Here is a 25,394-nt window from a genome sequence, read left to right on the forward strand (position 1 = left end):
ACTTATGTTTTTACCAACTGATGTATGCTTTTTTGTAGAACACTATTCAGATTGTAATACAGACGGTTGGTCAAGTATTGGTTTGGGCTTATCATTAAAAGAAGATCGTGCTGAAGAAGTGCCAAGGCCACTATCTTTAGCCGAATTATCATCTTTAATTCTTTGTGCATCTTCATCATAGTAATTGGGGTCAAGTAATTTTCTTGAGTGTCCAGCACGTGATTTACCTATAGTTGAATTCTAAGAACCTGTTCATAATCTTTTGAGGAGTAAAGCAGAGAAAGCAAGAACGATCATTTGTAAGCTAGTGTTGAGTTTTCGCTCGCAATTTTTCCACAAACGCCTGCATTTTTCCAGCCAAGCAAAAGAGCGCTCGACAACCCATCTTTTCGGCAATACAGCAAAAGTGTGTAATTCGCTTCGCTTTATTACTTCAACATTGGCACCAATAGTTGCCTTTATTTGTGTTGCAAAATTTTCTCCATTGTAGCCAGCATCAACCAATATATTTTTAACTTCAGAGAGGGTTTCTTTAGCATTTCCGACCATTTTCACAGCACTGCTGCGGTCAGTTATTTCTGCAGTTGTTACATAAATTGCGTGTGGTAACCCTTGAGTATCTACTGCAATATGGCGCTTTATTCCTGAAATTTTTTTACCAGCATTGTAGCCCTTATTCTCAGCGGTATCTGCGTTTTTTACGCTCTGAGCATCAATTATACAAAAGCTGGTTTTCTCTTTCCTCCCATTGCCAATACGGACCTCTCCAACTAATTTTTTTTAATACACGTTCCAAAATACTTTCTGTACCTTCGCTTGATTTTTCACTCCATTTTTTTAAATAATCATAACAACTTCGCCATTTTGGAAAATCTTTTTGCAGCATTCTCCACTGGCAGGAGCTTTTTAGGATGTATAGTACTCCACAAAATACATCATATAAGTCAAGTTTTCTTGGTTTTGTTTTCTTCCTGCTACTCTCCAGAATTGGTCTGATTTTTTCAAATTGTTCTCGACTTATGTCACTTGGGTATAAATTTCTCATATATCTTTGTCCATATACATCATCTCCTACTTTATTCCTTTCTTGAGATCATGTACAGGTTCTTAGGTGAACTACCAAAATCACTATCTACACTTGGTCCACCCGTCCCTACTTTTTCTTCAAGAGTTTGTGGTTTCATAGCTGGCACACGCGCAGGATCAATGGATAGCTTATATTTAACTTTACCTGTATCTTCATCTTTATATTCGCTGATTAAAGAGCTCTCCATTACTTTATTCATAACGCAATAAGCAATGTCTGGATAAAAAAAGTCTATTGCATATATTTGTTTGGCACCATATGGTGGCAGATCTCTTTCTGCAATATCATTTTTTACATCACGAAATACTTTTGTACCACCAAACATCTTATTATTAATATGATCAACTTCTTTTTCATTTAAAAACTCTATGTAACTACCACAATCAATAACAGGAGCTAAAAATGATTGCAGGATTGATAAAAGCAACATGGAAAATATTGAAATTATCATAGATAGCACAAATTTACAGTAACACTCTTGGCCACAGTAAGGAAAACAGTACAGATAGAAAGTACCGAAGCTACGAGCAAGTAAGAAAGTTACATGTTATGTTAAGTATGAATAGTAAAAAAGCTATAGCTGCAAGATACAGTAATGGCGTCTACTCTGACCACTATGGAGCTTGCTTGAAGAAGTTAATTTTCAGCACAAAATAAAAGCATTATATGCAGATAGGGCATACGATAGGCACAAACTTTATAAATTGTGTAAGAAATACGATATAAAGACAAAAGTTCTACCAAAAAAGGACGCAGCAGAACATTCAAAAATAGATTATATGTCTGACAGAAATGCTGCTATTAGGTTAATAAAATTATATGGACAAGATGGTGTAAAAGAGTGGAAAAAGGAAGTAATTTATGGAAAAAGATCTTACATAGAAGGATTTTTCTCAAGGTTGAAGCAAGTATTTGTTTAGGAATAAATCTGAAGTAAATCGTGAAAAAGAATTACTAATTAAGTGCTATTTGCTTAACAAATTCACTGATATTGGTATGGCTAAATTTGAAATCATTACATAAATTTGTCGTAAACCATCACTGCTTAAGGTGCTATGCAACAAAGCCCACTGGGATCCAGCCTTTACTTACCAACAAAAACTTAGCATAACTTTCATGCTCAAAAAATTCCTGAATTCCAACATCAAGTGCTGGAATGATACCGTCATACCTGTTGGAATATGGATGTAGCCTTACCTCACACTCCTGTCATCCCAGTATCTTTATTTTTCATTCAAGTAGCTGACACTGGGATCCAGGAAATTTGATTGGATATTAAGTTTATGAGCATAGAAGCAGCTAATTTTATGTTAAAACACAACATTTTTGATGAGGCTGTATTAAGAGATGGATCCCAGTGTCAGCTACTTGAATGACACCTTTGCTATCTTCAAAAATGAATGCTCGTACAGATGTGTGTCAGCTACTTACATAACGCCTCTCTAAAATTACTTTAGTTACAAATATTAAGAAATTTACTAAACGAAGAAAAAAGGCAAAAGAATCCCCGTGTGACGAGTTTTAATAATTTAAATTGATAATGTACTAACAAGCGCGATTTGGCTGAATGTAGAAAAAATAAAAAAGACATACAGCCGATATAATTTTTGTGTAATTTGCTAATAAATATCTGAATTTTGTCATTGAGCCTGCAGGTCAAAAACAAGGATAAATACTCTTAGTATCATAGTAAAGGGAATGACGAAATTTGTAAAGTAGTTTTTACTCAAATGACGCCCAGGCAAAAACTATATGGTTATGCAAAAACCTATTTTTAAAACTGTTAATGTAATATAGAAAAAACCTCACCTTCATTAATAATAGATTACTTACCAATCGGATAATCACCAGTGAAACAAGCATCGCAATATTGCGGTGTAGCGTTGTTACGTTTTTCTTCTTTAACAGCCCTGTATAGTCCATTAATACTCAAGAAGGCTAGGCTATCTATTCCTATAACTTCCTTAATTTCCTCTACAGATTTATTTGCAGCAATTAAATCTTTGCACTCTGGCGTATCTATTCCATAAAAACAAGAATGCTTAATTGGTGGGCTTGAAATCTTTAGGTGAATTTCTTTTACTCCTGCATCTTTTAACATAACTATTATACTTCTAAGCGTACTACCACGCACTATACTATCGTCTATTAAAATTATGTTTTTACCTTTTAAAATATGCTTATTAGCATTAAACTTTAATTTTATTCTAACTTTACGTATTTCAGCGGTTGGCTGTATAAATGTTCTTCCTATGTAATGATTACGAATTATCCCCAGTTCCATAGGTAATCCTGAATGCTTTGCATATCCAATAGCTGCAGGTATTCCAGAATCAGGTATTGGTACAATCATATCTACATTGTTCTTTGGTGGACTTTCCTTCGCAAGTATTCTTCCTATTTCTTTTCTTGTATCGTATATAGACCTATTCTCCATTATGCTGTCTGGTCTTGAAAAATAAACGTATTCAAAAATACAAAAACTTGATTTTTGCTGTAAAAAAGGAAATGTTGAAGTTAAATTACCATTTTGATCAACGGTGACTAACTCACCTGGTTTTATTTCTCTAATAAATTTAGCATTTACTATATCAAAAGCACAAGTTTCAGATGCAAGAACGTAAGAACCGCTTAACTTCCCTAAAACGAGAGGCCTGATTCCAGATGGATCACGTACTCCAATAACTACTTCTTGATTGATTGCCACAAAAGAATAAGCACCTTGTATTTGCCTTAATGCATATATAAAACTCTCTAAGAAGCTATCCTTTTCACCGCTTGCTGTCAGATGCACTACCACTTCTGTATCAATATCTGACTGAAAAACGCACTCTTGTTTAATTAATTGTTCGCGTATCGGAGAAATATTAATTAAATTACCATTATGTGCTATGGCAAAATCCCCAAATTTGCCACTTTTGCCAAACATGGGCTGCACTCCAAATTTACTACCACTTGTTGAATATCGAACGTGACCTATTGCACAATCTCCAGGTAAAGATTTCTTTATTTCATCTATATCATCAAATACGCTGCTCACTTGACCTTGAAAGTGATAAGAAAGCAGCTTATCGTTGTTACTGGTTACTACACCAAAAGACTCTTGACCTCTATGCTGCAAAGCGTGGAGAGCAAGTATAGAGTTAAAAGCAGCACTTTGGTTACAACTTATGCCAAATACCCCACACTCTTCATGTACTTCATCAAGCATGAAAAATATTAAATAAAGCCTGATTGTACTTTAGTAGAGGCAAAGTACAAGAATTTTATTTGTTAATCCCTTTCAAAGTTGAAACTTTCTGCGGTAGTTTTGATGTATACTAGAAAGTAGGTTATATGCAATTAACCAATTTTGAGATTTTTGACAATTTTTTAGCACTGAAGAAAAAAAGAGATTTTTATTGACTTATCTATGTATTGAAGTAACCACTAAAAAGCTTTAGTGGTTATGGTATATAATATGTCTAAGCAAGTAGGTAAACAAGGTGAAAGTAATCTTATTTTAGGGCCTGAACAGTTCTTTAACAGCTTCTTCAATAGTCAGCAGAGTAGTTCATCAAATCCAAAATTACCGACTATAAGTCGTAAAGATAGGCATATGGATTTAACCAAGAAAAGGTACGCAAAAAACAAAGATGTCGCAGAATATCTAAGGAGTTATGACTTTGTTAAAAGAGCAGAGGAATTGTCAATAATTTATCTTTTTGAGCGAGACCCATCTTCTACGAAATTGCAAATACCATTGACTACAGATGAACAAATTCTAGTTAAAAAATTTTGTGATGAGATGATAAAAGGTATAACAGAACACGATGAGCAAGAAAGCGTTTTAAAGTACATGGAATGCATAATAGAGGATTATTTAAATCAAGGAATAAGATTAAACTCATATTACGGTAAGGATAATAAGACTGTAACAAATTTTATATTTGAAAAAATGGAAGAATTAATTAATCGCTTTCATGCAAATCCACACAATTCAACTACAAAAAATATCATACAAAAGATCACTCGTAATTTAGTGTTAAAAGGTGGGGTAGAAAAAGGATTATCTTTTTACAGCGATATTGAAGGCGGATATTACGGCTCTAATTATTTAAACGATCTTAACGAACAATGTAAGAGTAAGAAAAAAATGCTAGAGGGTCTAGCATATGAAGGTATTGTGAAAGAAAATAACAAGCAAATTGATAAATATGATCTTGAAGTAGAAGTAGATAATAAATATTTTTATATTAAGTATCCACAAGGTAGTATTGTTGAAACTGCAAGAACTTTAAATAATGAAAAAGCTAAGGATTTATAAGTTGGCATATTTCAGATTGAGGAAAGTATAGTAAAAGTTGAAATTACAGAAGATGGAAAAAGAAATTACACAGATATCTTAAAAGGTGGTATTGAAATATTTTTTACTACTAAAATAGGAGAGATTAGTATTTATCTACGGAAAGATGGTAACAAAATGGTAGTAGAAATTGATGAGAAAAGCAAAATAAGGTTTAGCAAGTTAGAAAACAAATCAAGCTTTGGAGGGAATTGTCTTATAAAGGGGAAAAGTGTTTTAGAAGTTATGGGCAAGAGTTTTGAAAATATTCCTGAGGAGTTAACTCAGACTATTAAAAACGTTCCATCTACTAGTCTTATGCAAACATGTTTACAACAACAAGAAAACTCTAGTAGGGAATTAAATTAATGTATTTTTAGGATAAGAATTAAGAAGTTAATTATAAACATCCATACGCATTCGATTGGAGTAGAGGATATGGGGCAGCAATTAGCACAAGGACTAAAGGCAAATATGGTTGTCAAATAGTGATTGATTAAATCAATTTAGAGAAGTAAATAGCAGCTTTGCAGCTTGTTTTTATGAACAAAGATAAAACGTTGTAGCCAAGTGCGCTTTCAGCATTGTGCTGAATTGCAATATCTCTGTGTTCTAACTCCTCATCACGAAACTTACTTATAGTTTCTCTTAATTCCCCATCTTCTAAATGTAAGACCTGCTTCTTGTAATGCTCTCCGATCACCTCTTCAACTGCAGCAGTGCAAGCCATAGCGGCTTTTTTACCCATCATAGCAGTTACAACACCAAGTGACACCCCTAAAGCACGCCAAATTGGCAACAAAACAGTAGGACGAACTCTTTGCTCCTTGATTTTCTCATTAAAATAGTGGAAATGTTCTTTTTCCTGCTCCTCCATTTCAATTATTTTATCAATTATAGAAGATTTTTTAAGAATAAATTTTTGACCAGAATAAATGCAAATGGCTCCATACTCGCCAGCATGATTTACTCTAATTGCTCGTTCTAAAAAATTTCCTTTCAATTTTTTTATATTGCTTTCCAATGTCTCCTCCATTTATTTCTGCATTAGTACTACTATAAACCAACATATTATAGAGTAAATAAAATTCCATGCATACATTGCACCAACATTGTGATTACAGGAACTCAAGTAGCAATAGCAAAAGTTACTTGACAGACTCTCCCACTTTCCCTTATCATATCAATAAGAGTATTTATCCTTGTTTTTAATCTCTGCAGATTTAACAACAAAATTCAGTAAAAAACTCAGGTATATATTGGCAGATTACATAAAATTATAGCGGCTGCATGTCTTTTTTATTTTTTCTACATTCAGCCAAATCGCGCTTGTTAGTACATTATCAATTTAAATTATTAAAACTCGTCACACGGGGATTCTTTTGCCTTTCTTTGTTTGGTAAATTTCTTAATATCTATAACTAACATGAACTAGGCAGCGTGTCAATAGGGTGTCATTCTAGTCTGGAATGATAGGAGAAGGTACTGAGATGACAGTGCGCTGTAGAGACACGGGAAGTGTTGAAGCTATGCAATAGATGAGGGAGGGTCCCTCGGAGTCGGTTTGCAAGAGCAGGCTTCAAACAGCCATAAGCTGCTGTGGTAAAGAGCTATGGTAGTGAGCGTTATGGAAAAGGTGCAATTATGCATCATGTGTAAAATAGAGAGGCGAATGAAAATGAACCACTGATGAAGTGTCGAAATTCCAAAGACGACGTCAAAACCATGGGCTCCTGAATCTCTTGGGATAAACCTATCAGGAACTTGTTTACTGGATAGGTGGCGTCCGGCATAGAGGTGGCGTGAACCTATTTTAGGCTATTGTGTGGAACTGCGGGAACCTGTCGTTTCGATGATAAGGAAGAAGTCCAAAGAGCCGATCTCTGAGGATGAGAGTACCGATGCGAAAAACAGGGGCGGATTAGCTCATAGTAGTGAAGAAGTTTCTGTAATGGAAATGGAGCGAAGGAGCTGAGTTATTTAGTTTTAATTATTTTGTCAACCGTAATGGGAGGAATTAATGAATAAAACAAAGTCTTTTGATATACCGAAACAACTTATTTGGAGAGCTTATAAACAAGTATCGAAAAATAAAGGTGCTGCAGGTGTAGATGAGGTTTCGATAACAAAGTTTGAGGAAAATCTAAAAGATAATCTATACAAACTATGGAATCGGATGTCATCCGGAAGTTATTTTCCAGAGCCAGTAAAAGCTGTAGCAATACCGAAGGATACGGGAGAAGGACAAAGAATTTTAGGTGTTCCTTCAGTATTCGACAGGATAGGGCAAACGGCAGCTTCTATGTATCTTGAGCCGCTAGTAGAGCCAAAATTCCACGAGGATTCATATGGTTATAGACCGAATAAATCTGCACTGGATGCGGTAAATACAGCACGCAAGAGATGCTGGAGGTACGATTGGACGATAGATCTTGATATATCTGGATTTTTCGACAATCTGGATCACGAATTAGTTTTGCAAGCTATCAAGAAATATACAAACTGCAAATGGGTCATACTGTATGTTGAGAGGTGGATGAAAGCCCCTATTCAACAAGCAGATGGCACTAGGGAAGTGAGGAATAAGGGAGTTCCGCAAGGAGGTTCAGTTAGCCCAATCATCTCTAATATATTCATGCATCATGTGTTTGATATATGGATGAAAAAGAACTACCCGACAGTACCATTTGAGAGGTATGTGGATGATGCGATAGTGCACTGCAGAACTAAGAGACAGGCAGAATTTATGAAAGTAATGATCGAAGAAAGATTGGCTAAGTGTAAATTGAGGTTACATCCCGAAAAGACACAGATAGTGTACTGTAAGGATGGTAATAGGAGAGATGAGTTTCCTACACAAAACTTTGATTTCTTGGGCTATACCTTTAGAGCTAGAGGAGCAAAGAGCAAAATAGGAGAATATTTTGTTGGATTTCTACCTGCAATTAGCAATAAGGCCAAGAAAAAGATCACTCAAACCATAAGGTCATGGAAAATACATAGATTTACAGGAAAGAAGTTGGAGGAAATATCAAAGGAAGTAAATCCAATAGTCAGAGGCTGGTGTCAGTATTATGGCAGGTTTTACCAAACGGAGATGTATACATCTCTCAGAAATATAGAGAGATACCTCATAAGATGGGTCAGAACCAAATATAAGAAACTTCGAGATCATGGAAGACTAGCAAAGCAATTTCTAGGAAAAGTGAGAAAGAGGTCTCCAAATATTTTCTATCATTGGACACTTGGGTTAGGATCAAAGGGCTAAATAATGGGAGCTGTATAAACCGAGAGGTTTCCGTACAGTTCTGCGAGAGACTGGTGGGGAAGTTCCGCTGGTCTACTCTCCGACCTGTTTCTTTTACTAGTCTTATAGCTTCAATTTTGAATTCTGCTGTATATTCTTTTCTTTTTGTCATACCACACCTCTTTGAAAAAACGTTTTATTTTACTTCAAAAACGTCTTAACTTTCTGTCTACTTTTTCTGGGTAAGGTCACTACCTAATGTCTCAGTGATCCATAAAAATTTGAAGATATCTGCCTCTCTATCACCAAAAGTTGTACATTTGCAGGAAGGTTGTTTATGCTTTCTTTGAGAGCTGTTATCCACTTATAACTTTCTTTTTCTTCTATGGAGGTACCTGTTTGCTTTTTCTTGTGCCGTTTCTTTTTCCCTAATAGAACGTGCCCAACATTGTTGAGAAGATAGACCTAAAGGTAATCCGTTTTTGCTAGGCACTGTGCAACAGTAAACCCATTTTATGCTTCGTATAAGCTTTAGAAATACTACCTAGCCTCTTGGTTTTTATATGAGAGTCAAAATCCAAATAACTTGTATCTTGAACTGAAAAAACAAACTGATTTCCTTTCATTCTCTCCATAGTTTCTTTGTAATGGGAAGAATAAATTTCCTTATCCTTAAGCTTTTCATTGCTAAATAATCTGTATGCACCCTTAGCTTCTTTCCATCCACTACAGCTTTGATTCAGACGCCTTACCCTCTATACAATAGCCTGTTTTAATAAGTCTCTTATTAAGTCTTGTATCTCCTAAATTAACATGTTTTAACTCTCTTTCCAGCCATTTATCCCATAAGTGTTGAAAGTGCTATAAGTGGAGTGATACAAGGTGATTGACGGCATGTAAATTCCCTCCTGATAGTAAAACAATTGAACGTATAAAAGAATCATTAAGATCCAATGTGAATTGTAATAGTGCTATTTTGAATCCGTGTAGATTATTTTTGATTTTATAAACAAGAAATAACAAAGCCGTAATAATAATCATGTAAATATACACCTTCATGCCATTCATAGTATGGCTTAAAAAGTGCTTATATCCAAGATTTTGCTTTATAAATTTAAAGAATACCTCTATGTCCCACCTGCGCCTATATAGCTCTGTTACTTCATAAGCTAACATTTCAAGCAAGTTGGTTAAAAACCATATTTCATCTCCTGCCTTATTTCGAATTTTTATTAAACGTAGGTCATGCTTTTCTGCTACTTTACCTCGTGCACGATAAAGATTAACTATTATATCTTCTAAAATCTCTGATCCATCCGATTTTTGTTCTCCTATAACTTTGTTCCTGCTTATAACATCATGTTTTCTTCCTACTTTAACTCTTGTGATAAATTTGTACTCCTTTTCATCAAATTCGGCAAAAGTTCCAACTTTTCTGATTCCTCTATCAAATAATAAAATATCCTCTTTTTCAACTTTAGCTTCATTAATGGCTCTCACTAATGCTATATCTTCACTAATTTCTTCTTGTCCTTTACAAAATCTTATACTTGTCGGCAATTGATCCTTTAATCCTACACTCACTTTAACTTGACTGTCGTTACTTTTACCGCCTATTTTTAGCCCATCTTTTATGAGATATCCCGATAAATTTATGATTGTCGAATCAAACTTATGTAAATTATTTGATGTTTTTTGGGGTAATAGCTTTTTAATCTTGCTCATCAAATCAATATATACTCCCTTAAAATATTCTGGATTTATAACTTTTAACCTTTTTGACAAACCACTGTATGTTACTGTACTTTTATCGCTATTCTTATCCATTATACACCTGTTTATTACCATTTCTAGCGCTCTTAAGCTTGTTTTTTGCCCCATTAATATTAACTTCATTAGACCTTTAAATATAATCTTGCCCAACAATTTAGTATTACATTTATCTACTTCACTTAATTTTCCTAGCCTTTCTAAATCCTCATCTTTTATTAAATTTAGTACTCTTTCTATTTGATCCATTATTGCCTCCATTTTCTTGCAATAACAGTTCTTTATACTTTTCTGATACTACTTTCAACACTTATGGGCCAAGGGGTTGGAAAGGTGAGCCTGGTTCTAAAGGTCTAAAAGGTGAGAGAGGAGATATTGGTCCAAAAGGATCAGATGGGTTGCCAGGACCTAAGGGAGAGATAGGTTTGCAAGGACCTAAAGGTCAGGTTGGTAGATCTGGTCTTAAGGGTAGTAAAGGAGATACTGGTCTAACGGGAATACCAGGCCCCAAGGGAGAAGATGGAATAGGTGCTGCATTAGCTGATAAGTTTTTGTATGAGATAAAAAAAGTAAAGAATGAAACTCTGAATGCTAAAGATGCAGCAGAGGTAGCCAAAAATGCTTCAGAAAGTTTTGCTAAAGAAGCTAAAAATGCTAATAATAACATTATAGAACTACACAATAAAACAGAAAACTTCACAAAGAAAGCTGAAGTTTTCTGCAATGCTAGCAAAAAATCTGCAAGTGATGCATCTGTCTCAGAATCTAATACTCAAACTTTTTATAGTCAAACACAAAAGATGTTCTGTGTAATACAGCCTGATGATAAAAGTTGTGTTATAGAGAAAAGAAATAAGAGGGAAATGATAAACTCACCAGTGACAAGCAGAGCAAGCAGATCAACTTCATTTATATCTCAAGTAATAAATTTCTTTTACTCTGCGGTAGGACAGGACGAATATAAAGTAAAAAATGAAATAGAGGAGCTTAATCGAGTGACAAAAATAATAGATGCAGTAGATATTGTAAAAAAATTTGAAGAAGTATTAGGAGAAACAGCTGTGAAATGCGGCATTTCAAAGAAAAGTCTAAATTTTAATCCAGTAGAACTGCAGTCAACCATTATCAATAAGTCATTACTTAATGATGAAAGTCATAACGAGTTGTTGGAGTTCTTGCGTGTAACTGCAAAAAAATCACTCCCTAATTACAAACAAACTAGTAAATGTTTGTTTACTTTAAAGATCATATGGAAAAAAGATTAAAAGACAATGAGCAGCAAAGAGCTTTCGTTAATACTGAAAAAAGAGTGGCAGATAATGAGCAGCCAAGGAGTTTTATGACTTATGTTGCTCCTCCTAGTAGCCTCAGTGCCATTAATCAGCAAGTTGTTGGTTATTTAAGGTAATAGCATGAAAAAGTATACATTTGAAATAGACGATAAGAATCCACCTTACTCTGTAATACTTGCTCAGCACTAATTTTATCCTCTGGAATATTAGTTTTGACCAGTTCAACAATTTTTGATTTCTTTTAGAGGATACTGCGATCTTGCTAATCTATTAGCTTTCCTTCTTCTGGCTATATTCAGTTAGTTTCTGACATATAATTCTTACTCTAATTTTTTAGCTTCTTTTTACCTAACAATACCTCGTTTTCTAAAAATACTTATCCTCTAAACATTCTAATAACTCCATTTTTTGATTTGTTTCTACATCATATATGTTGGTATCGGATTTATAACGACTTATGAAATAAGCTCCTATTTCATTGATTTGTTTAAAAGAACTTGAACCGAGATCAGATATTAGCAAATCATTACTTAATATATTACTTAAATGTTTCCTATATCCCTGGTCTGATCTTACTCCCTCCGTTAAATTAAGTTGGTCTATTATCTGATTCATGTAGTCGAAAACTAATTGTAACTTTATTCCAGACTTAGTATTGCTTTCATAGCCACTGTAGCTAGTACCATAACCTTTATACATCTCTTCCATATTGTTAGGTAGAGTAATATAGCTACTGTCCAATAATTTAACACTATTAAATAGCTGTAAGATTTTGCAATTAACTTGCAAGATATTTTTAAAGAGAACCACAGATTCATTATACATCCTTTTCATAAATTCCACTGCTTCTTCAGTAAATCTAAAATCCAAACCTTGTTTTGTTATATCTATCGAGTCCTCGTTTAGTAATTGACACATTGTTTCTACGCTACAATTATCAACCCCTATATTACCCAAGACCATGGCTTTTACGAACGATGAACCTTTTAGCTTTCTCTTTCTTTTTATAAACCTTGTTGTAATTGAGATTTTGTCTGCTTTTTCATTAAAAAATTCTTTGAGCTTTTTTGATAAGCTAGTTATTTTATTCATTGGTTCTCTCACTAAAAGTATTTCTGGGAGAACTTATACCTTATTATTCTATCTCTTTCATACCTTTATTTCCTTAACTTGACGCGTATGCTTTATTTAATACTCCCTCAAAAAATGGTATAACTCTATCATTGAGAAGATCTGCATCTGTGATAGCAGTTTTTCCGTATAAAGCTTAGCGAAAGCCACTCTAGAGTAGGTGTCAATAAAAGTTTGTTGATACAATACCTTTGATATTGCCTACATAATAGGTATCTTGACTACCTAAGTATCCAGGGTTATGTGTGTGATTCATAGAGGTTATTACAATTGACTTGTCAGATTGAGTCTGAACTAGTTGGCTTGTTAAGAGATTTGGATTTTTGAAGTGATTGTAGTTTCTGATTGTGTTTATAATTTTGCATGACAAACGACTCTTTTGATAAGATATAGTTTTTCACTTAAGCAAGGAATCGTATTTTCCAGTTCCTTATATTTTTCCCAAGGAGTTTTTCCTTGAAGAGCGCTATGAGGGCGGTGTTTATTATAATACTCTTCCCAATCCCTAAGTTTAATTTGCAATTCAGAGCTCTTGATGGTAACGCTGCTGTAAAACACTGACCTTACCCAGAAAAAGTAGACAGAAAGTTAAGACGTTTTTGCTATGAGAATGATGAATCAAAAAGCTCAGGAATGCAATAGTTAATAGTAGAATGTCTACGCTGTTTATTATAAAAAATTTCTATATATTCAAATATTGCGGTTTTAGCTTGTTGTGCAGAGTGTTGTGAAGTATCAATGAGTAACTCTCTCTTAAGTGAACTAAAAAAAGCTCTCTGAAACAGCATTATCATAACAACAACCTTTGTGACTCATACTAGAAGTAATATTTTTTGTACTTAGTAAAAATTGATAATTTTTAGAGGTGTATTGCGATCCTTGATCGCTATGAAATAGTAGATTTTTAGCAGATTTGCGCCTACCAATAGCCATGAATAACGCATCTATAACTAATTGCCTATTTACTGCATTACTCATTTACCAGCCAATCACCATGCGTGAATATAAATCTATTATTGCTGCCAAATATAACCATCCTTCATTAGTTTTTATGTACGTAATATCAGTTACCCATATCTTGTTAGGTTGATCAGCAATGAAATTCTGATTTAATATGTTAGGAGTTATAACTCTATTGTCTATTTGTGGTTTTTTACTTTTAAACTTTCGTCTAAGCTTAGCTTGAATGCCATTTTTCTGCATAACATTTTGCACTGTTTTGATGTTATAATTTTTACCTAAAGCCTTTAATTCAGCGTGAATTTTAGGAGCTCCGTATCTGCATTGTGATGATCGATATACCTTCTGAATATCTTGTATGAGCTCTTCTCTTATTGATTTTTTGTTGTTTTTTTCCTTAGTAATCCATTTATAATAACCACAAGCAGATACGTTCAAAAATCTGCATAATTCCCGTATTTTATAGCAGTTTTCATGTTCTTTTATAAAAGAATATTTTACTCTTTTTGGTTTGCAAAATATCCCAGGGCTTTTTTTAAAATGTCTCTTTCCCTCGTTACTCTTGCCAGCTCTTTCTTTAAATCAAACTTTTCTTTGTCACAATGAGCTACTTTCCCCTTTTCTGGAAACGCATCTACTCCAGACATTCTATCATTGTATGTTTTTACCCATCTGCTTACCGCTAATACCCAAATCTCTTGCTATTTTTGCTGATGATTGACCTGTTTCTTTTACTAGTCTTATAGCTTCAATTTTGAATTCTGCTGTATATTCTTTTCTTTTTGTCATACCACACCTCTTTGAAAAAACGTTTTAACTTTCTGTCTACTTTTTCTGGGTAAGGTCAGAGTTTTACAGCAGCGTTACCATCAAGAGCTCTGAATTGCAATTTAACCAAAGGTAACGTTGATGACAGAAAACCTTTGCAAACTCTGACTAAAAGATAGACTGGACTTTTGTTTAGAGATAAGGTCTATATAAAGAAAGAGCTGTTTGAGAAACTCTTTGATAGAGGTCACTAAAGTAAAAAAAGATATGAAAAACGTACTCATTTAAAGAGAAGATTTTACTAAGGAAAAGATTGAGACTGTTTTTGACTCCTTGAAAAACGAATTTGAGATTGAGCACACAAGACACAGATCGCCAACAAATTTCCTAATTCATGTTTTTTCTGTTCTGATTCCATGCAGTCGAAGAAGCTCTATATTTCTATGCCTTTCTTTGCTGGCTAATCCATAGTTGAGGTTATAAGGGAAAGTTGTCAAAAAACTATAAATAGCCAGATAGATAAACTCAATAATACTATACAAAAAATCATTGATGAAAGCCATGAGTTACAAGAACATCAAAAAATCCTTAAAAAAGTTCCTGGAAAAGTTATCACAATGTGTTTAATACCAGAGCTTGGTTATTTAAACAGAAGAGAAGTAGCAAGTCTTGCCGGAGTTGCACTTTATCCTAGAGAAAATAGTAAGGATGTTGGTTATCGAAGGATTATAGGTGGTAGAAGTAACGTTCGTTCAAATCTCTTTACAGCTGCCATGTCTGCTGCAAGTTCAAATCTGTACTTGGTCTAAGCTTTTGGTAATGTTCAATGAACCATACGCGTCAAGTTAAGAGATTGTAAGTAAATTCAGGGAAGTTAAGGTAGATACTCTAGTTTTTCTGTACTTGTCTTTTAATGAAAATCGAGACCAAGTTATGGTAATCTTTTTAAGAAAAATTTTCAAACTATTAACTTTATTCTTTAGTGCTAAAAATAACTCTCTAACCCGCCTTTTTAGCTCAATAAATGCCTTTGTTAAGCTAAGTTCTGTATTCTTTTTCACTTCTATGCAACCAACTATGCCGTGAAATATAAGAATTGCGCACAATTTAGCATATAGTTCACATAATACTCTGCATGGCTTTCCTTTTAAGTCTGATATGCCTTTTATACAATTTAAATAATAACTCAATTTGCCACCTTACTCTGTAATACTTGCTCAGCACTAATTTTATCCTCTGGAATATTAGTTTTGACCAGTTCAACAATTTTTGATTTCTTTTAGAGGATCTGCGATCTTGCTAATCTATTAGCTTTCCTTCTTCTGGCTATATTCAGTTAGTTTCTGACATATAATTCTTACTCTAATTTTTGCTTCTTTTCCTAACAATACCTCGTTTTCTAAAAATAACTTATCCTCTAAACATTCTAATAACTCCATTTTTTGATTTGTTTCTACATCATATATGTTGGTATCGGATTTATAACGACTTATGAAATAAGCTCCTATTTCATTGATTTGTTTAAAAGAACTTGAACCGAGATCAGATATTAGCAAATCATTACTTAATATATTACTTAAATGTTTCCTATATCCCTGGTCTGATCTTACTCCCTCCGTTAAATTAAGTTGGTCTATTATCTGATTCATGTAGTCGAAAACTAATTGTAACTTTATTCCAGACTTAGTATTGCTTTCATAGCCACTGTAGCTAGTACCATAACCTTTATACATCTCTTCCATATTGTTAGGTAGAGTAATATAGCTACTGTCCAATAATTTAACACTATTAAATAGCTGTAAGATTTTGCAATTAACTTGCAAGATATTTTTAAAGAGAACCACAGATTCATTATACATCCTTTTCATAAATTCCACTGCTTCTTCAGTAAATCTAAAATCCAAACCTTGTTTTGTTATATCTATCGAGTCCTCGTTTAGTAATTGACACATTGTTTCTACGCTACAATTATCAACCCCTATATTACCCAAGACCATGGCTTTTACGAACGATGAACCTTTTAGCTTTCTCTTTCTTTTTATAAACCTTGTTGTAATTGAGATTTTGTCTGCTTTTTCATTAAAAAATTCTTTGAGCTTTTTTGATAAGCTAGTTATTTTATTCATTGGTTCTCTCACTAAAAGTATTTCTGGGAGAACTTATACCTTATTATTCTATCTCTTTCATACCTTTATTTCCTTAACTTGACGCGTATGCTTTATTTAATACTCCCTCAAAAAATGGTATAACTCTATCATTGAGAAGATCTGCATCTGTGATAGCAGTTTTTCCGTATAAAGCTTAGCGAAAGCCACTCTAGAGTAGGTGTCAATAAAAGTTTGTTGATACAATACCTTTGATATTGCCTACATAATAGGTATCTTGACTACCTAAGTATCCAGGGTTATGTGTGTGATTCATAGAGGTTATTACAATTGACTTGTCAGATTGAGTCTGAACTAGTTGGCTTGTTAAGAGATTTGGATTTTTGAAGTGATTGTAGTTTCTGATTGTGTTTATAATTTTGCATGACAAACGACTCTTTTGATAAGATATAGTTTTTCACTTAAGCAAGGAATCGTATTTTCCAGTTCCTTATATTTTTCCCAAGGAGTTTTTCCTTGAAGAGCGCTATGAGGGCGGTGTTTATTATAATACTCTTCCCAATCCCTAAGTTTAATTTGCAATTCAGAGCTCTTGATGGTAACGCTGCTGTAAAACTCTGACCTTACCCAGAAAAAGTAGACAGAAAGTTAAGACGTTTTTGCTATGAGAATGATGAATCAAAAAGCTCAGGAATGCAATAGTTAATAGTAGAATGTCTACGCTGTTTATTATAAAAAATTTCTATATATTCAAATATTGCGGTTTTAGCTTGTTGTGCAGAGTGTTGTGAAGTATCAATGAGTAACTCTCTCTTAAGTGAACTAAAAAAAGCTCTCTGAAACAGCATTATCATAACAACAACCTTTGTGACTCATACTAGAAGTAATATTTTTTGTACTTAGTAAAAATTGATAATTTTTAGAGGTGTATTGCGATCCTTGATCGCTATGAAATAGTAGATTTTTAGCAGATTTGCGCCTACCAATAGCCATGAATAACGCATCTATAACTAATTGCCTATTTACTGCATTACTCATTTACCAGCCAATCACCATGCGTGAATATAAATCTATTATTGCTGCCAAATATAGTGACCTTACCCAAAAAAAGTAGAGAGAAAGGAGTTTTTTTTGTAAGGTCAGTATACTATAAATTGACTACAGCATCTTGCTGATGGCTAAAGTCAACGCTGACACTATCTAAATAACTACTTACTTGCTGCTGATTATCTATTTTTCTCCTTTTAGTTTGTGTACTCTCTGTGCCTAGGAACCTTTTATTTCCTAGCAGTAACTCTTCACTTGATGAAGCATGGACTGGAGGAGAATCTTTGTTATCTTTCTCTACATAAAGCCTTTTTAAGATTGAAATACCCTGAGCATTTAAATCAGATTTCTCAAATTCTAAGAGTGACTCTCTTTTTTCTATCCCATTTCTTAAGTATGTCAATCTATCTTCATCTCTAGTAAACAACTTTTGTATAGCATCTACAGTCTCTAAAGTATCAGGATGATTCATCCCTATAACTTCCTCCTGTGCTTCTTGCACTTGTCGAAGCTCCTGTAATGCTTTTTCTCTATCTCCTAAGTAGCTATGTAAAAGGGCTATGTAAAACTTAACAGATAGTACTTTAGGGTGGCTCTCTAAAAATCCATAGCCTTTCTGTAGCTGCAGCACTCTTTCAAAACTTTGCAATGCTTTCTCTCTTGCTTGTTTTTGAAGTTCTTCCCCTATATTACTTTTAACAGAATAAGGAGCTGGTTGTAAGTACTTACTACTTTCTTGATTTTTGAGAATATCTTGCAATTGCTTAAACAAAGCTTGTACACTAAATGCGCGAGGTAAATCTTCTTTATGTGGTAACAATTCTTCATTTATAGTTACTTTTTTCTTATCTTGACTTATAAAGAAAGATGCTAAGGCATAGATATATCTTGCTTCTAAATTATAAAATTCATGCATATTAGAAGGATAAAGATAAAGATTACCATAGGGGTCAAAATCATTTCTTTTAAGAAAAATTTCATCCCTTAATTCTCTTCCATAGTATAATATTGTAAATGCATCACAATATCTTCCTTGCATTACAAATATTTTAGTTATAGTATTTGCTATACTTAAATAGTTATCCAGGTAGCATCGATTTTTCTCGTCAGGCAATTTTGTGAGTAGAAAATGATCACTTCTCATATAAGAGAATACGTCTTCATAACGTTTCTGTTTGAAGTAAATAAGAATTATTTCTTTATCCAAACTTAGGAGAGAAAAAACATCACTTAAGTCGTCTCGTTTTTTTAAATCCCAAAGTATTTTTAATGCTAAATCATATTCCCCTAAGGCAATCATTGTACGAGCTATTTCATATCTAGCTATTACTGTCTCTTCATCTACTGTAATAAGTACTTTTAATGCTTCTGATCCAAATGTGAAAGCTTTTTTATACTCGCACAACATATTGAAGACGCTCACAATCGTGCATGCAAGATCACAGCTTTCTTTCACTAAACTTTCATACCCCTGGCTATGATAAAACAAAGACAAAAAATGACCTACATTTCTTATATAAAGATCTTCCTCGGTTCCAAATACTAATTTTATTGTATGGCTTAACACTTGTTCTTCCTCATCTATACTAAACTGTAAACGTATTGCTTTTTTTACCAATTCATGCATAACGTACACTTTGTATTCATCTTTCTTTTCTATGTAAACTACGGAATATCGTTCCAGTAATTCAAGTATGAAGTATAGCTCATGCTCATCTTTAACTAAGGTATAAAATAAATCTGGATCGATCTGACCAAGACCAAGATAAGCCATAGTACCTAAGATTTGAAAAATTTCTTTCCTAGAATCGATTTTTTGTATTGCTTTTATAGAAACTAGCAATGTTATTTGCAATACTCTATCGTATTCGTTTTGCAAGGTGCTTTTTGGAAGTACCAGATCATAATCTTCATACTGTACTAAATATTCAAAAATTCCAAATTCTTCTCCTAATTTCCTGTTTTTAATACATGCTGCTGCTTGCTTTATAGCTAATGGAAAATTTTTTAACTTTCTTACAAGTGCTTCTATTTGTTCGTCTTGCGATTTGTCTGCTATCTCTAAAACTCTTTTGACAAGTTGTTTAGCTTGTTCTTCTTTGAGACTATTCAAATCTACTTCCGCCATATTTCTGTAATTCTGATCAGAAGAAGTAAATAAGCAATCAAAACCACCTCTTTGACCTCTTATCTCCAAAATCTTCTCCACGTCTTCTTTCTTAGCCCCTTGAAAAAGAAATAGATGTTTCTTCCTTTCTTTATCTTCTTTCATAGAAATGGCTAACTTATCTCGAACAAAAGAGGTAAAAGAACTTTCTATGGATAACATATCTTGAGTATTTACCTCATAGACATTAAGATAAACTCCCTTATTCTCTTCAACAAATTTTCTAGCTAATTGAGTTTTGCCAATACCAGATGGACCTACTATTACTACAGCTCCTTCTTGCAATTTCCCATATATATCATTTATTTGTTCCTGTCTTCCAGTGAATTCTTCTACTGGAGCACACACACCCTTAAAATCCATTCTCTTTAACATAAGCGCCAATGTTTTTACACTTGATGCCTTTACACAAGACCAGAGGTTTCTAAATTCCACTGTATCATTACACTGTAATTCGAAGAGATTGTTATAGTCTTGACAGATTACTTCAGCATGGCTGACAAATGCTTCTTTTACTTTCTGATAATAAAACGAATTTGGTATTGTTTTTAAATGTTTCTCCATCAAAGATATAACATCACTGTTTTTTTTAGCCTTTTTTAGCCACTTTATATCTTTACTGAACTCCAAGGATTTCATATGCATATCTAAGTTTCGTTTGCGTTCTTGATAATAAGATAAGATATGCTTGTTTAAAAAGCTTACCTCCTGTTCAATATGGGATTTAATTCTTACTATAAAACCCTCAAATCTTTTTGTATTTGGAATGTAAATTTCCTTATTAACAATATAAAATACCATTTCCACAATATCCTTGAAGTCTTGCGGATCTATAGAATACACGTAGCTTTCAAGTTCTAAGTTTGTAGTTTGTACTCTAGTATATTTTGTGTCATATACTTCTTTTGACTTTTCACCTATAAGGGAACGACGATAACCATACTGGCTATCTTTATTATTTTTTCTATAATAGATAAAAGAACTTTTATGTCTTTCTACAACTCCAATATTTTCATATAAATCTCTAAGATTATAATTTTTCTCTCCATATTGCACTATTTCACCAGACATTTCTTGCAAATATTTATTCAAAACAAGAGCTTCAGCTACCCATATATGGTTCAAATCTCTCGTATGTTCTTTTTGAACATAATATTCAATGATCTTATCTGTGATATCGTCTACTACCTTTGAAACATAATTAAAACCAATTTTCTCAAACTGCATTTCCAAACTTTGAAAAATATCGCATCCAGCATCTACTAATACTTTTCTAAAGCCTAGTTTGTATTGATTAAATGTTTCTATTAAGTCTGATAAACTAATAAAACTCTTTGTCGCTTTTATTACATGACCTATTTGTAAAGATGCTCTCTCATCAGGCATTATTCTACTACCTGCATGCGCTGAAAATCCAAAGATGCTTAGTACAAAATTATTAGTGTCTATTCCATCAAAAAACACTCTATTTTCCTGTCTTAGCGTACTTGCAAGTACATCATATATAGTAAGCTTCATTTCAAATGACTGTACAAAACTTAGAACAAACTTTATTAAATTTGAATGCTTTACTTGATAAAATTGATAATGTTGCCATCCCTCATAGGACAAGTATATTTTATTACAATATTTTTTCTCTTGATTGTATAATACATAATCTTTCAAATCTTTTTGAGACACTATTATCGCAGCCTCTAGTAGCTCAGATATTACATTTATTTCATGTTTTCCACCCCAAGTTCCAGGCATTTTCATGCATTCTAAGTATGTTTCAAATAAAAACTCCTGAATTTCACATTTTTTTATCTTATTAAGCTCGGTGCAAATCTCTTTTACTGCGCTCTTATCAAAGATGTTGGGTTGGAGTTTATTAGTATCAATATTACACTGCTTAATTTTTTTATTACCAAATTTACATTCAAAATTTTTTTTAAATGTACCAATTATAAAATAACTTCCACTTTGACTCTCAAGAAAATCCTCCATATTAATCTGAGCTTTAAGCACTTTTTGATTTAAATGCATTGCATCAATAATTTCACTACGAAATACACTCGTTACCAACTTTATTAGCGTACTATCTCCATAAACATCTGCTTTACCTTGTTGAATTAACCTTTGTATTACATGCACATCATGATCGTTTGTAAATAGTTTTTTAAACCTCTCACAGAAGATATCATCATCAAATTTTACGGGAGTTAAGTAAGCTAAAGCAACAGACCAAAATAAGCAATTACCATCTCCTGGTACATAAACTTCTTTATAAAAAACAAATGGCTGCAATATCTGAAAAATATCTTCTCTGTCATTATCTTCAGCAATATCCATAGAAGTCTTTCCCGCTCTATTTTTAATATCAGTACATGCTCCCACCTTCAGTAGAAATTTGATAATTCGCAATTCTCCACTATAAACAGCAATATGTAACGGTGTATCATTATGTTGGTTAACTTGAAAATTGACATCTAACCTTTTATATACCCTAAAAAAATCTTTTAGCTTTTCAAGCTTTCTATATTCGGTGAGATTAGAATCTTCTATAATGCTAATGAATTTTCTATGTATTTCACTTATCAATGGCACATCGCTGGCCATTTTTTTGCTTTCCCGCGTCCAAGAAATGTCAACACAAGATGGCTTACTTTGAGTTAGATTAGAATGAGTTAATATCTGCTGGTCTTTCTTTCTCAAGACTGGCTCAAAATGAGAATATCCTCGATTTATTATATGCAAGATACTACCATCGTTATAATCAACTTTATCATATCCACCTATATTTCTTAAACCTGAATCATCTATTAATTGATGCAAAAAAGGCTCTTGTTGCTTATCATCAGTATACCATAGATTGCTCTCTATAACATGTAGCTTGACATTATACTTTTTACAAATCATCCTTCCCTCAATCTCAGGCCTGCCCCATATAGGAACCTGCAACGTACTTCCATACTTTAAGCCAGTTAATGCTTGATGCAAGGGTAGACTTGTGCTCTTCATTTTTTCTATATCTTCAACAGTATATTCTATGCTATCCAAGTAAGCACCCCATAATTCATCATCATTAATACCAGGCTGCGGAAGTATTACTCCATAACCCTCAAGCTTTTTAGCATCCTGTATAACTTGCTTTCTTAATTGTTGATCACTTGAAGCTAGTTCCCTACAAAGCTGACGTAACGACCTAATAGTAAATTCCATATTAGGTTTAAGCTGTCTAAGTGTCTGTGCAACCGCATCAAAGAAACAATCCCCTCCTCCAATTGCTTTTCCTATTGTAAAACCTTCTGGCAGCTGTAATATTTGCTGATTATTAGTTAGCAGTGTGCCCTCTCTGTTAGATTGATTACCTGCTATCTGTTTCCCTGTATTTTCTTTACTTAACATAAAGCCCCCTATATTTTAATGATCATATTTGAATTGTTTTGTCGTAAAACTCTTTTCTGAAGATTGGTTTTGACATCTAATTCATTTGATTTTTATGCACCTATACCAAATCAATTTGCTGTAGAAACCTTACGGTAATCCTAAGCAACTTTGATCGCTGAGTAACAGTGTGCTTTTCTTTTGATTTCTGACTAAACTAGATATATTCTTAAGAAAGTCAGGATTGCTTTCTGAATGATGTACATAATACAATGCATCTAATGTAATACTCCATGTATTCATTATGTTAAACTGTATTGTAGCTAAAAAGATCTAGCAGAGCAAGAACTTTTACGTGTTTTAGTATTTTATTTAAAATGCATAATTTATGTTTTTAAAACTAAAGCCAATCCTTAGCAAAAACACCTCTAGTTTTTTTACTACAATGTACTCTTTCTATTTCTCAATACTAATTCAACTTCAACATATCACTAAAAACTTAAATGATACAGCCACTTCCAGTAACCAAAGTCAGCTATTGTGAGAAGAGTTTGTTTTGGAATCGCATGGTCTACCAAATGATCCGTGCGAACTTTTTTATATGGTAATTTCACTGTGCGCTAAAACCATCCATATTAGCCTACTTCAGCTAAATTTACATATGAACTAATTTGCTTAGCTTTGTTGCAAAGATTTCAAGCTTCTGCTTTCACAACTCTATTTTTACGCTGCTTGTTCTCACAAATATACGATCTTTTTATGTTTTTTGGAGGAAGTAAATAATTCAATTTGTTGTGATGCTAAAGGAACCCATGTTTTCTATATGAATGTAAATATTTCTCATGCTCTCAACCAGCAGCAATTTTACTATTATTTAAGCACTAACATAATAACATTAGATAATAGTGTTGGATACAAAAATGGGTGTTAGAGTGAACTATGCAAAAGTTACTAAACGTATTGCAGCGTATTTAGTTGACCAAACAACATTCCTAGTCTGCTGTTCATTCTTTTTTTTGTTAATTTCATTTATATTACCAGAAGAATCTCTTACTAACTTTTTTAATTATGTCTTTTCTGATACCGACACTGATACTGGCCTTATATCAGAACGACATGAAATACTAGGAGACATAGGTATATTATTAGATAGTTTAGTATATATAGCATTAGAAGTATTAATGATAACAAAACTTGGATGGACTCCAGGAAAATTACTACTTGATATGTATATAAAAGATGCAAATACACTTCAAAACGCTGCTTTAATGCAAGTAGTGACAAGAAGTACTCTCAAGGCGCTTTTGTTTATACCTGTCTATTACATTTCTGAGTGGTTTTTAATCTTACCAATATTGATCCTAGTACCTTCAATATTTGATCAACGCAAGCAGCTTTTCTACGATAAAATTGCAAATACGGTAGTGGTAGACTATAAACCTGAAGAATGTCATTTAAATTTAAACTATGTGGGAATAACTAGACGTGCCATAGCATATATTATTGACCATCTTATTACTATAGGAATTTCTTTAGTCTTGCTGGTTCTTGTAGGGGCAATTTTTCACATTGCTGGATTTAAATTATTCATTACACGTAGTTGCTTATCTTTTTTGCTATCAATAGTATTTGGAGTATTCATGATAAAAAGATCTGGTAGTACTCCAGGACAATCGTTATGCGGCATTCATATCAAAGATGCAGATACACTTAACAATATTACTCTAATACAAGCAATAATTAGATATGTTTCTCTTGAAGTTATTAGCTTCATATTGAGTTCTTTGTTTATTATGGATATATTCTTTTTTAATAAGTATATTTCTAAATGGTGGTCTGAACCTTTATCAGACTTAACCTTTACAGCTATAATACTAATTTTCATATGTGGAATATTTGACAGACGCAAGCAATTTCTTCATGATAAAATTGCAAAGACAGTGGCAATATACCACAAATCTTCAAGCTAATTTTTCCTTCTGGCCGCAAGTTCATATTTACTGTAATGGGTTTCTCACATTAGTTATAAATGCAGTTTCTTGTGATGAAATCAATTTTATCCAGTAGTTTAATCAAACAGCAAACTCATTTTACTATTATTTAATTGCTAATATTACATACTAGGTGAGC

General features: G+C 33.2%; 17 protein-coding genes and 9 pseudogenes. 10 read left to right on the plus strand and 16 right to left on the minus strand.

Annotated elements, in window-relative coordinates; all coding sequences use genetic code 11:
* Positions 1-4 precede the first annotated feature (4 nt).
* On the plus strand, positions 5-181 hold the full coding sequence (locus BWZ41_RS07535) for a hypothetical protein (protein WP_158619491.1): 177 nt from the start codon (positions 5-7) through the stop codon (positions 179-181).
* A 71-nt stretch (positions 182-252) separates the two neighbouring features.
* Here BWZ41_RS07535 and BWZ41_RS03070 read toward each other — a convergent pair.
* Together BWZ41_RS03070 and BWZ41_RS03075 are read right to left on the minus strand one after the other, a co-directional pair.
* A protein-coding gene (locus BWZ41_RS03070; RefSeq protein WP_143689370.1) for an IS5 family transposase occupies positions 253-1,045 on the minus strand; the annotation gives its coding sequence in 2 pieces (ribosomal slippage) (positions 253-780 and positions 782-1,045; 792 coding nt in all).
* A 31-nt stretch (positions 1,046-1,076) separates the two neighbouring features.
* A complete protein-coding gene (locus BWZ41_RS03075) occupies positions 1,077-1,517 on the minus strand; it encodes a hypothetical protein (protein WP_241653878.1) in 441 nt (146 codons plus the stop codon).
* Between BWZ41_RS03075 and BWZ41_RS08655 the strand changes: the two are divergent.
* A pseudogene (locus tag BWZ41_RS08655) lies at positions 1,489-2,110 on the plus strand (transposase); the annotation flags it as partial. The gene BWZ41_RS03075 and the pseudogene BWZ41_RS08655 overlap by 29 nt on opposite strands.
* 802 nt (positions 2,111-2,912) lie before the next feature.
* Here BWZ41_RS08655 and purF read toward each other — a convergent pair.
* Entirely contained in the window at positions 2,913-4,298 is a 1,386-nt protein-coding gene (purF, locus tag BWZ41_RS03090; protein WP_143689372.1) for an amidophosphoribosyltransferase, read from the minus strand.
* A 249-nt stretch (positions 4,299-4,547) separates the two neighbouring features.
* On the opposite strand from purF, the gene BWZ41_RS03095 reads away from it, so the two are divergent.
* Entirely contained in the window at positions 4,548-5,393 is an 846-nt protein-coding gene (locus tag BWZ41_RS03095; protein WP_241653879.1) for a hypothetical protein, read from the plus strand.
* A 156-nt stretch (positions 5,394-5,549) separates the two neighbouring features.
* Positions 5,550-5,780 carry a hypothetical protein gene (locus tag BWZ41_RS07865; protein ID WP_241653880.1) on the plus strand — a complete coding sequence of 77 codons (231 nt, stop codon included), beginning with the start codon at positions 5,550-5,552 and terminating at the stop codon, positions 5,778-5,780.
* Positions 5,781-5,907: 127 nt separating this feature from the next.
* On the opposite strand, the gene BWZ41_RS03100 is transcribed toward BWZ41_RS07865, so the two are convergent.
* On the minus strand, positions 5,908-6,447 hold the full coding sequence (locus BWZ41_RS03100; RefSeq protein ID WP_177429454.1) for a demethoxyubiquinone hydroxylase family protein: 540 nt from the start codon (positions 6,445-6,447) through the stop codon (positions 5,908-5,910).
* 984 nt (positions 6,448-7,431) lie between these two features.
* Here BWZ41_RS03100 and ltrA point away from each other — a divergent pair.
* Positions 7,432-8,679 (plus strand): group II intron reverse transcriptase/maturase, encoded by a 1,248-nt coding sequence (gene ltrA / locus BWZ41_RS03105; RefSeq protein WP_143689374.1) that lies wholly within the window; start codon positions 7,432-7,434, stop codon positions 8,677-8,679.
* Between the two features lie 464 nt (positions 8,680-9,143).
* Here ltrA and BWZ41_RS08460 read toward each other — a convergent pair whose 3' ends face one another.
* The 3 genes from BWZ41_RS08460 to BWZ41_RS03115 are packed head-to-tail and all read right to left on the minus strand — an operon-like array spanning position 9,144 to position 10,677.
* Positions 9,144-9,401, minus strand: coding sequence for a hypothetical protein (locus tag BWZ41_RS08460; RefSeq protein WP_410543269.1), 258 nt, complete (start codon positions 9,399-9,401; stop codon positions 9,144-9,146).
* Positions 9,385-9,492 carry a transposase DNA-binding-containing protein gene (locus tag BWZ41_RS08465; RefSeq protein WP_143689681.1) on the minus strand — a complete coding sequence of 36 codons (108 nt, stop codon included), beginning with the start codon at positions 9,490-9,492 and terminating at the stop codon, positions 9,385-9,387. Before BWZ41_RS08465 ends, BWZ41_RS08460 begins: the two co-directional genes overlap by 17 nt.
* Before the next feature lie 27 nt (positions 9,493-9,519).
* Positions 9,520-10,677 (minus strand): IS4 family transposase, encoded by a 1,158-nt coding sequence (locus BWZ41_RS03115; RefSeq protein ID WP_158619486.1) that lies wholly within the window; start codon positions 10,675-10,677, stop codon positions 9,520-9,522.
* Positions 10,678-10,679: 2 nt separating this feature from the next.
* Between BWZ41_RS03115 and BWZ41_RS03120 the strand changes: the two genes are divergently transcribed.
* Together BWZ41_RS03120 and BWZ41_RS07870 are read left to right on the plus strand one after the other, a co-directional pair.
* Positions 10,680-11,693, plus strand: coding sequence for a collagen-like protein (locus tag BWZ41_RS03120; RefSeq protein WP_241653881.1), 1,014 nt, complete (start codon positions 10,680-10,682; stop codon positions 11,691-11,693).
* Positions 11,678-11,836, plus strand: coding sequence for a hypothetical protein (locus BWZ41_RS07870; protein WP_241653882.1), 159 nt, complete (start codon positions 11,678-11,680; stop codon positions 11,834-11,836). The genes BWZ41_RS03120 and BWZ41_RS07870 overlap by 16 nt, the downstream gene beginning before the upstream one ends.
* A 4-nt stretch (positions 11,837-11,840) precedes the next feature.
* Here BWZ41_RS07870 and BWZ41_RS03125 read toward each other — a convergent pair.
* The 4 genes and pseudogenes from BWZ41_RS03125 to BWZ41_RS08660 form a co-directional block, all read right to left on the minus strand.
* Positions 11,841-12,824, minus strand: a pseudogene (locus tag BWZ41_RS03125) (IS4 family transposase); the annotation flags it as partial.
* 94 nt (positions 12,825-12,918) lie between these two features.
* A pseudogene (locus tag BWZ41_RS03130) lies at positions 12,919-13,098 on the minus strand (IS481 family transposase); the annotation flags it as partial.
* Positions 13,099-13,202: 104 nt separating this feature from the next.
* Positions 13,203-13,409, minus strand: coding sequence for a transposase (locus tag BWZ41_RS03135; protein ID WP_241653883.1), 207 nt, complete (start codon positions 13,407-13,409; stop codon positions 13,203-13,205).
* A 44-nt stretch (positions 13,410-13,453) separates the two neighbouring features.
* Positions 13,454-14,600, minus strand: a pseudogene (locus BWZ41_RS08660) (IS3 family transposase).
* Positions 14,601-14,701: 101 nt separating this feature from the next.
* On the opposite strand from BWZ41_RS08660, the pseudogene BWZ41_RS03160 reads away from it, so the two are divergent.
* Positions 14,702-15,043, plus strand: a pseudogene (locus BWZ41_RS03160) (transposase); the annotation flags it as partial.
* A 15-nt stretch (positions 15,044-15,058) separates the two neighbouring features.
* A pseudogene (locus BWZ41_RS03165) lies at positions 15,059-15,382 on the plus strand (transposase); the annotation flags it as partial.
* Positions 15,383-15,424: 42 nt separating this feature from the next.
* On the opposite strand, the pseudogene BWZ41_RS03170 reads toward BWZ41_RS03165, so the two are convergent.
* The 5 genes and pseudogenes from BWZ41_RS03170 to BWZ41_RS03195 all read right to left on the minus strand — a co-directional run bounded on the left by BWZ41_RS03170 (position 15,425) and on the right by BWZ41_RS03195 (position 23,285).
* Positions 15,425-16,717 (minus strand): annotated as a pseudogene (locus tag BWZ41_RS03170) (IS4 family transposase).
* Between the two features lie 94 nt (positions 16,718-16,811).
* Positions 16,812-16,991 (minus strand): annotated as a pseudogene (locus tag BWZ41_RS03175) (IS481 family transposase); the annotation flags it as partial.
* A 104-nt stretch (positions 16,992-17,095) separates the two neighbouring features.
* The gene (locus BWZ41_RS07885) at positions 17,096-17,266 is read right to left on the minus strand and encodes a transposase (RefSeq protein ID WP_241653884.1); all 171 of its coding nucleotides are present in this window, start codon (positions 17,264-17,266) and stop codon (positions 17,096-17,098) included.
* Between the two features lie 80 nt (positions 17,267-17,346).
* Positions 17,347-17,776, minus strand: a pseudogene (locus BWZ41_RS08665) (IS3 family transposase); the annotation flags it as partial.
* 55 nt (positions 17,777-17,831) lie between these two features.
* Positions 17,832-23,285, minus strand: coding sequence for an ankyrin repeat domain-containing protein (locus tag BWZ41_RS03195; protein ID WP_143689375.1), 5,454 nt, complete (start codon positions 23,283-23,285; stop codon positions 17,832-17,834).
* A gap of 884 nt (positions 23,286-24,169) precedes the next feature.
* On the opposite strand from BWZ41_RS03195, the gene BWZ41_RS03200 reads away from it, so the two are divergent.
* Positions 24,170-25,234, plus strand: coding sequence for an RDD family protein (locus BWZ41_RS03200; protein ID WP_241653885.1), 1,065 nt, complete (start codon positions 24,170-24,172; stop codon positions 25,232-25,234).
* The last annotated feature ends 160 nt before the right edge of the window (positions 25,235-25,394 follow it).

Origin of the sequence: Wolbachia endosymbiont of Nilaparvata lugens (assembly GCF_007115045.1) — a bacterium.
Taxonomy (GTDB): Bacteria; Pseudomonadota; Alphaproteobacteria; order Rickettsiales; family Anaplasmataceae; genus Wolbachia.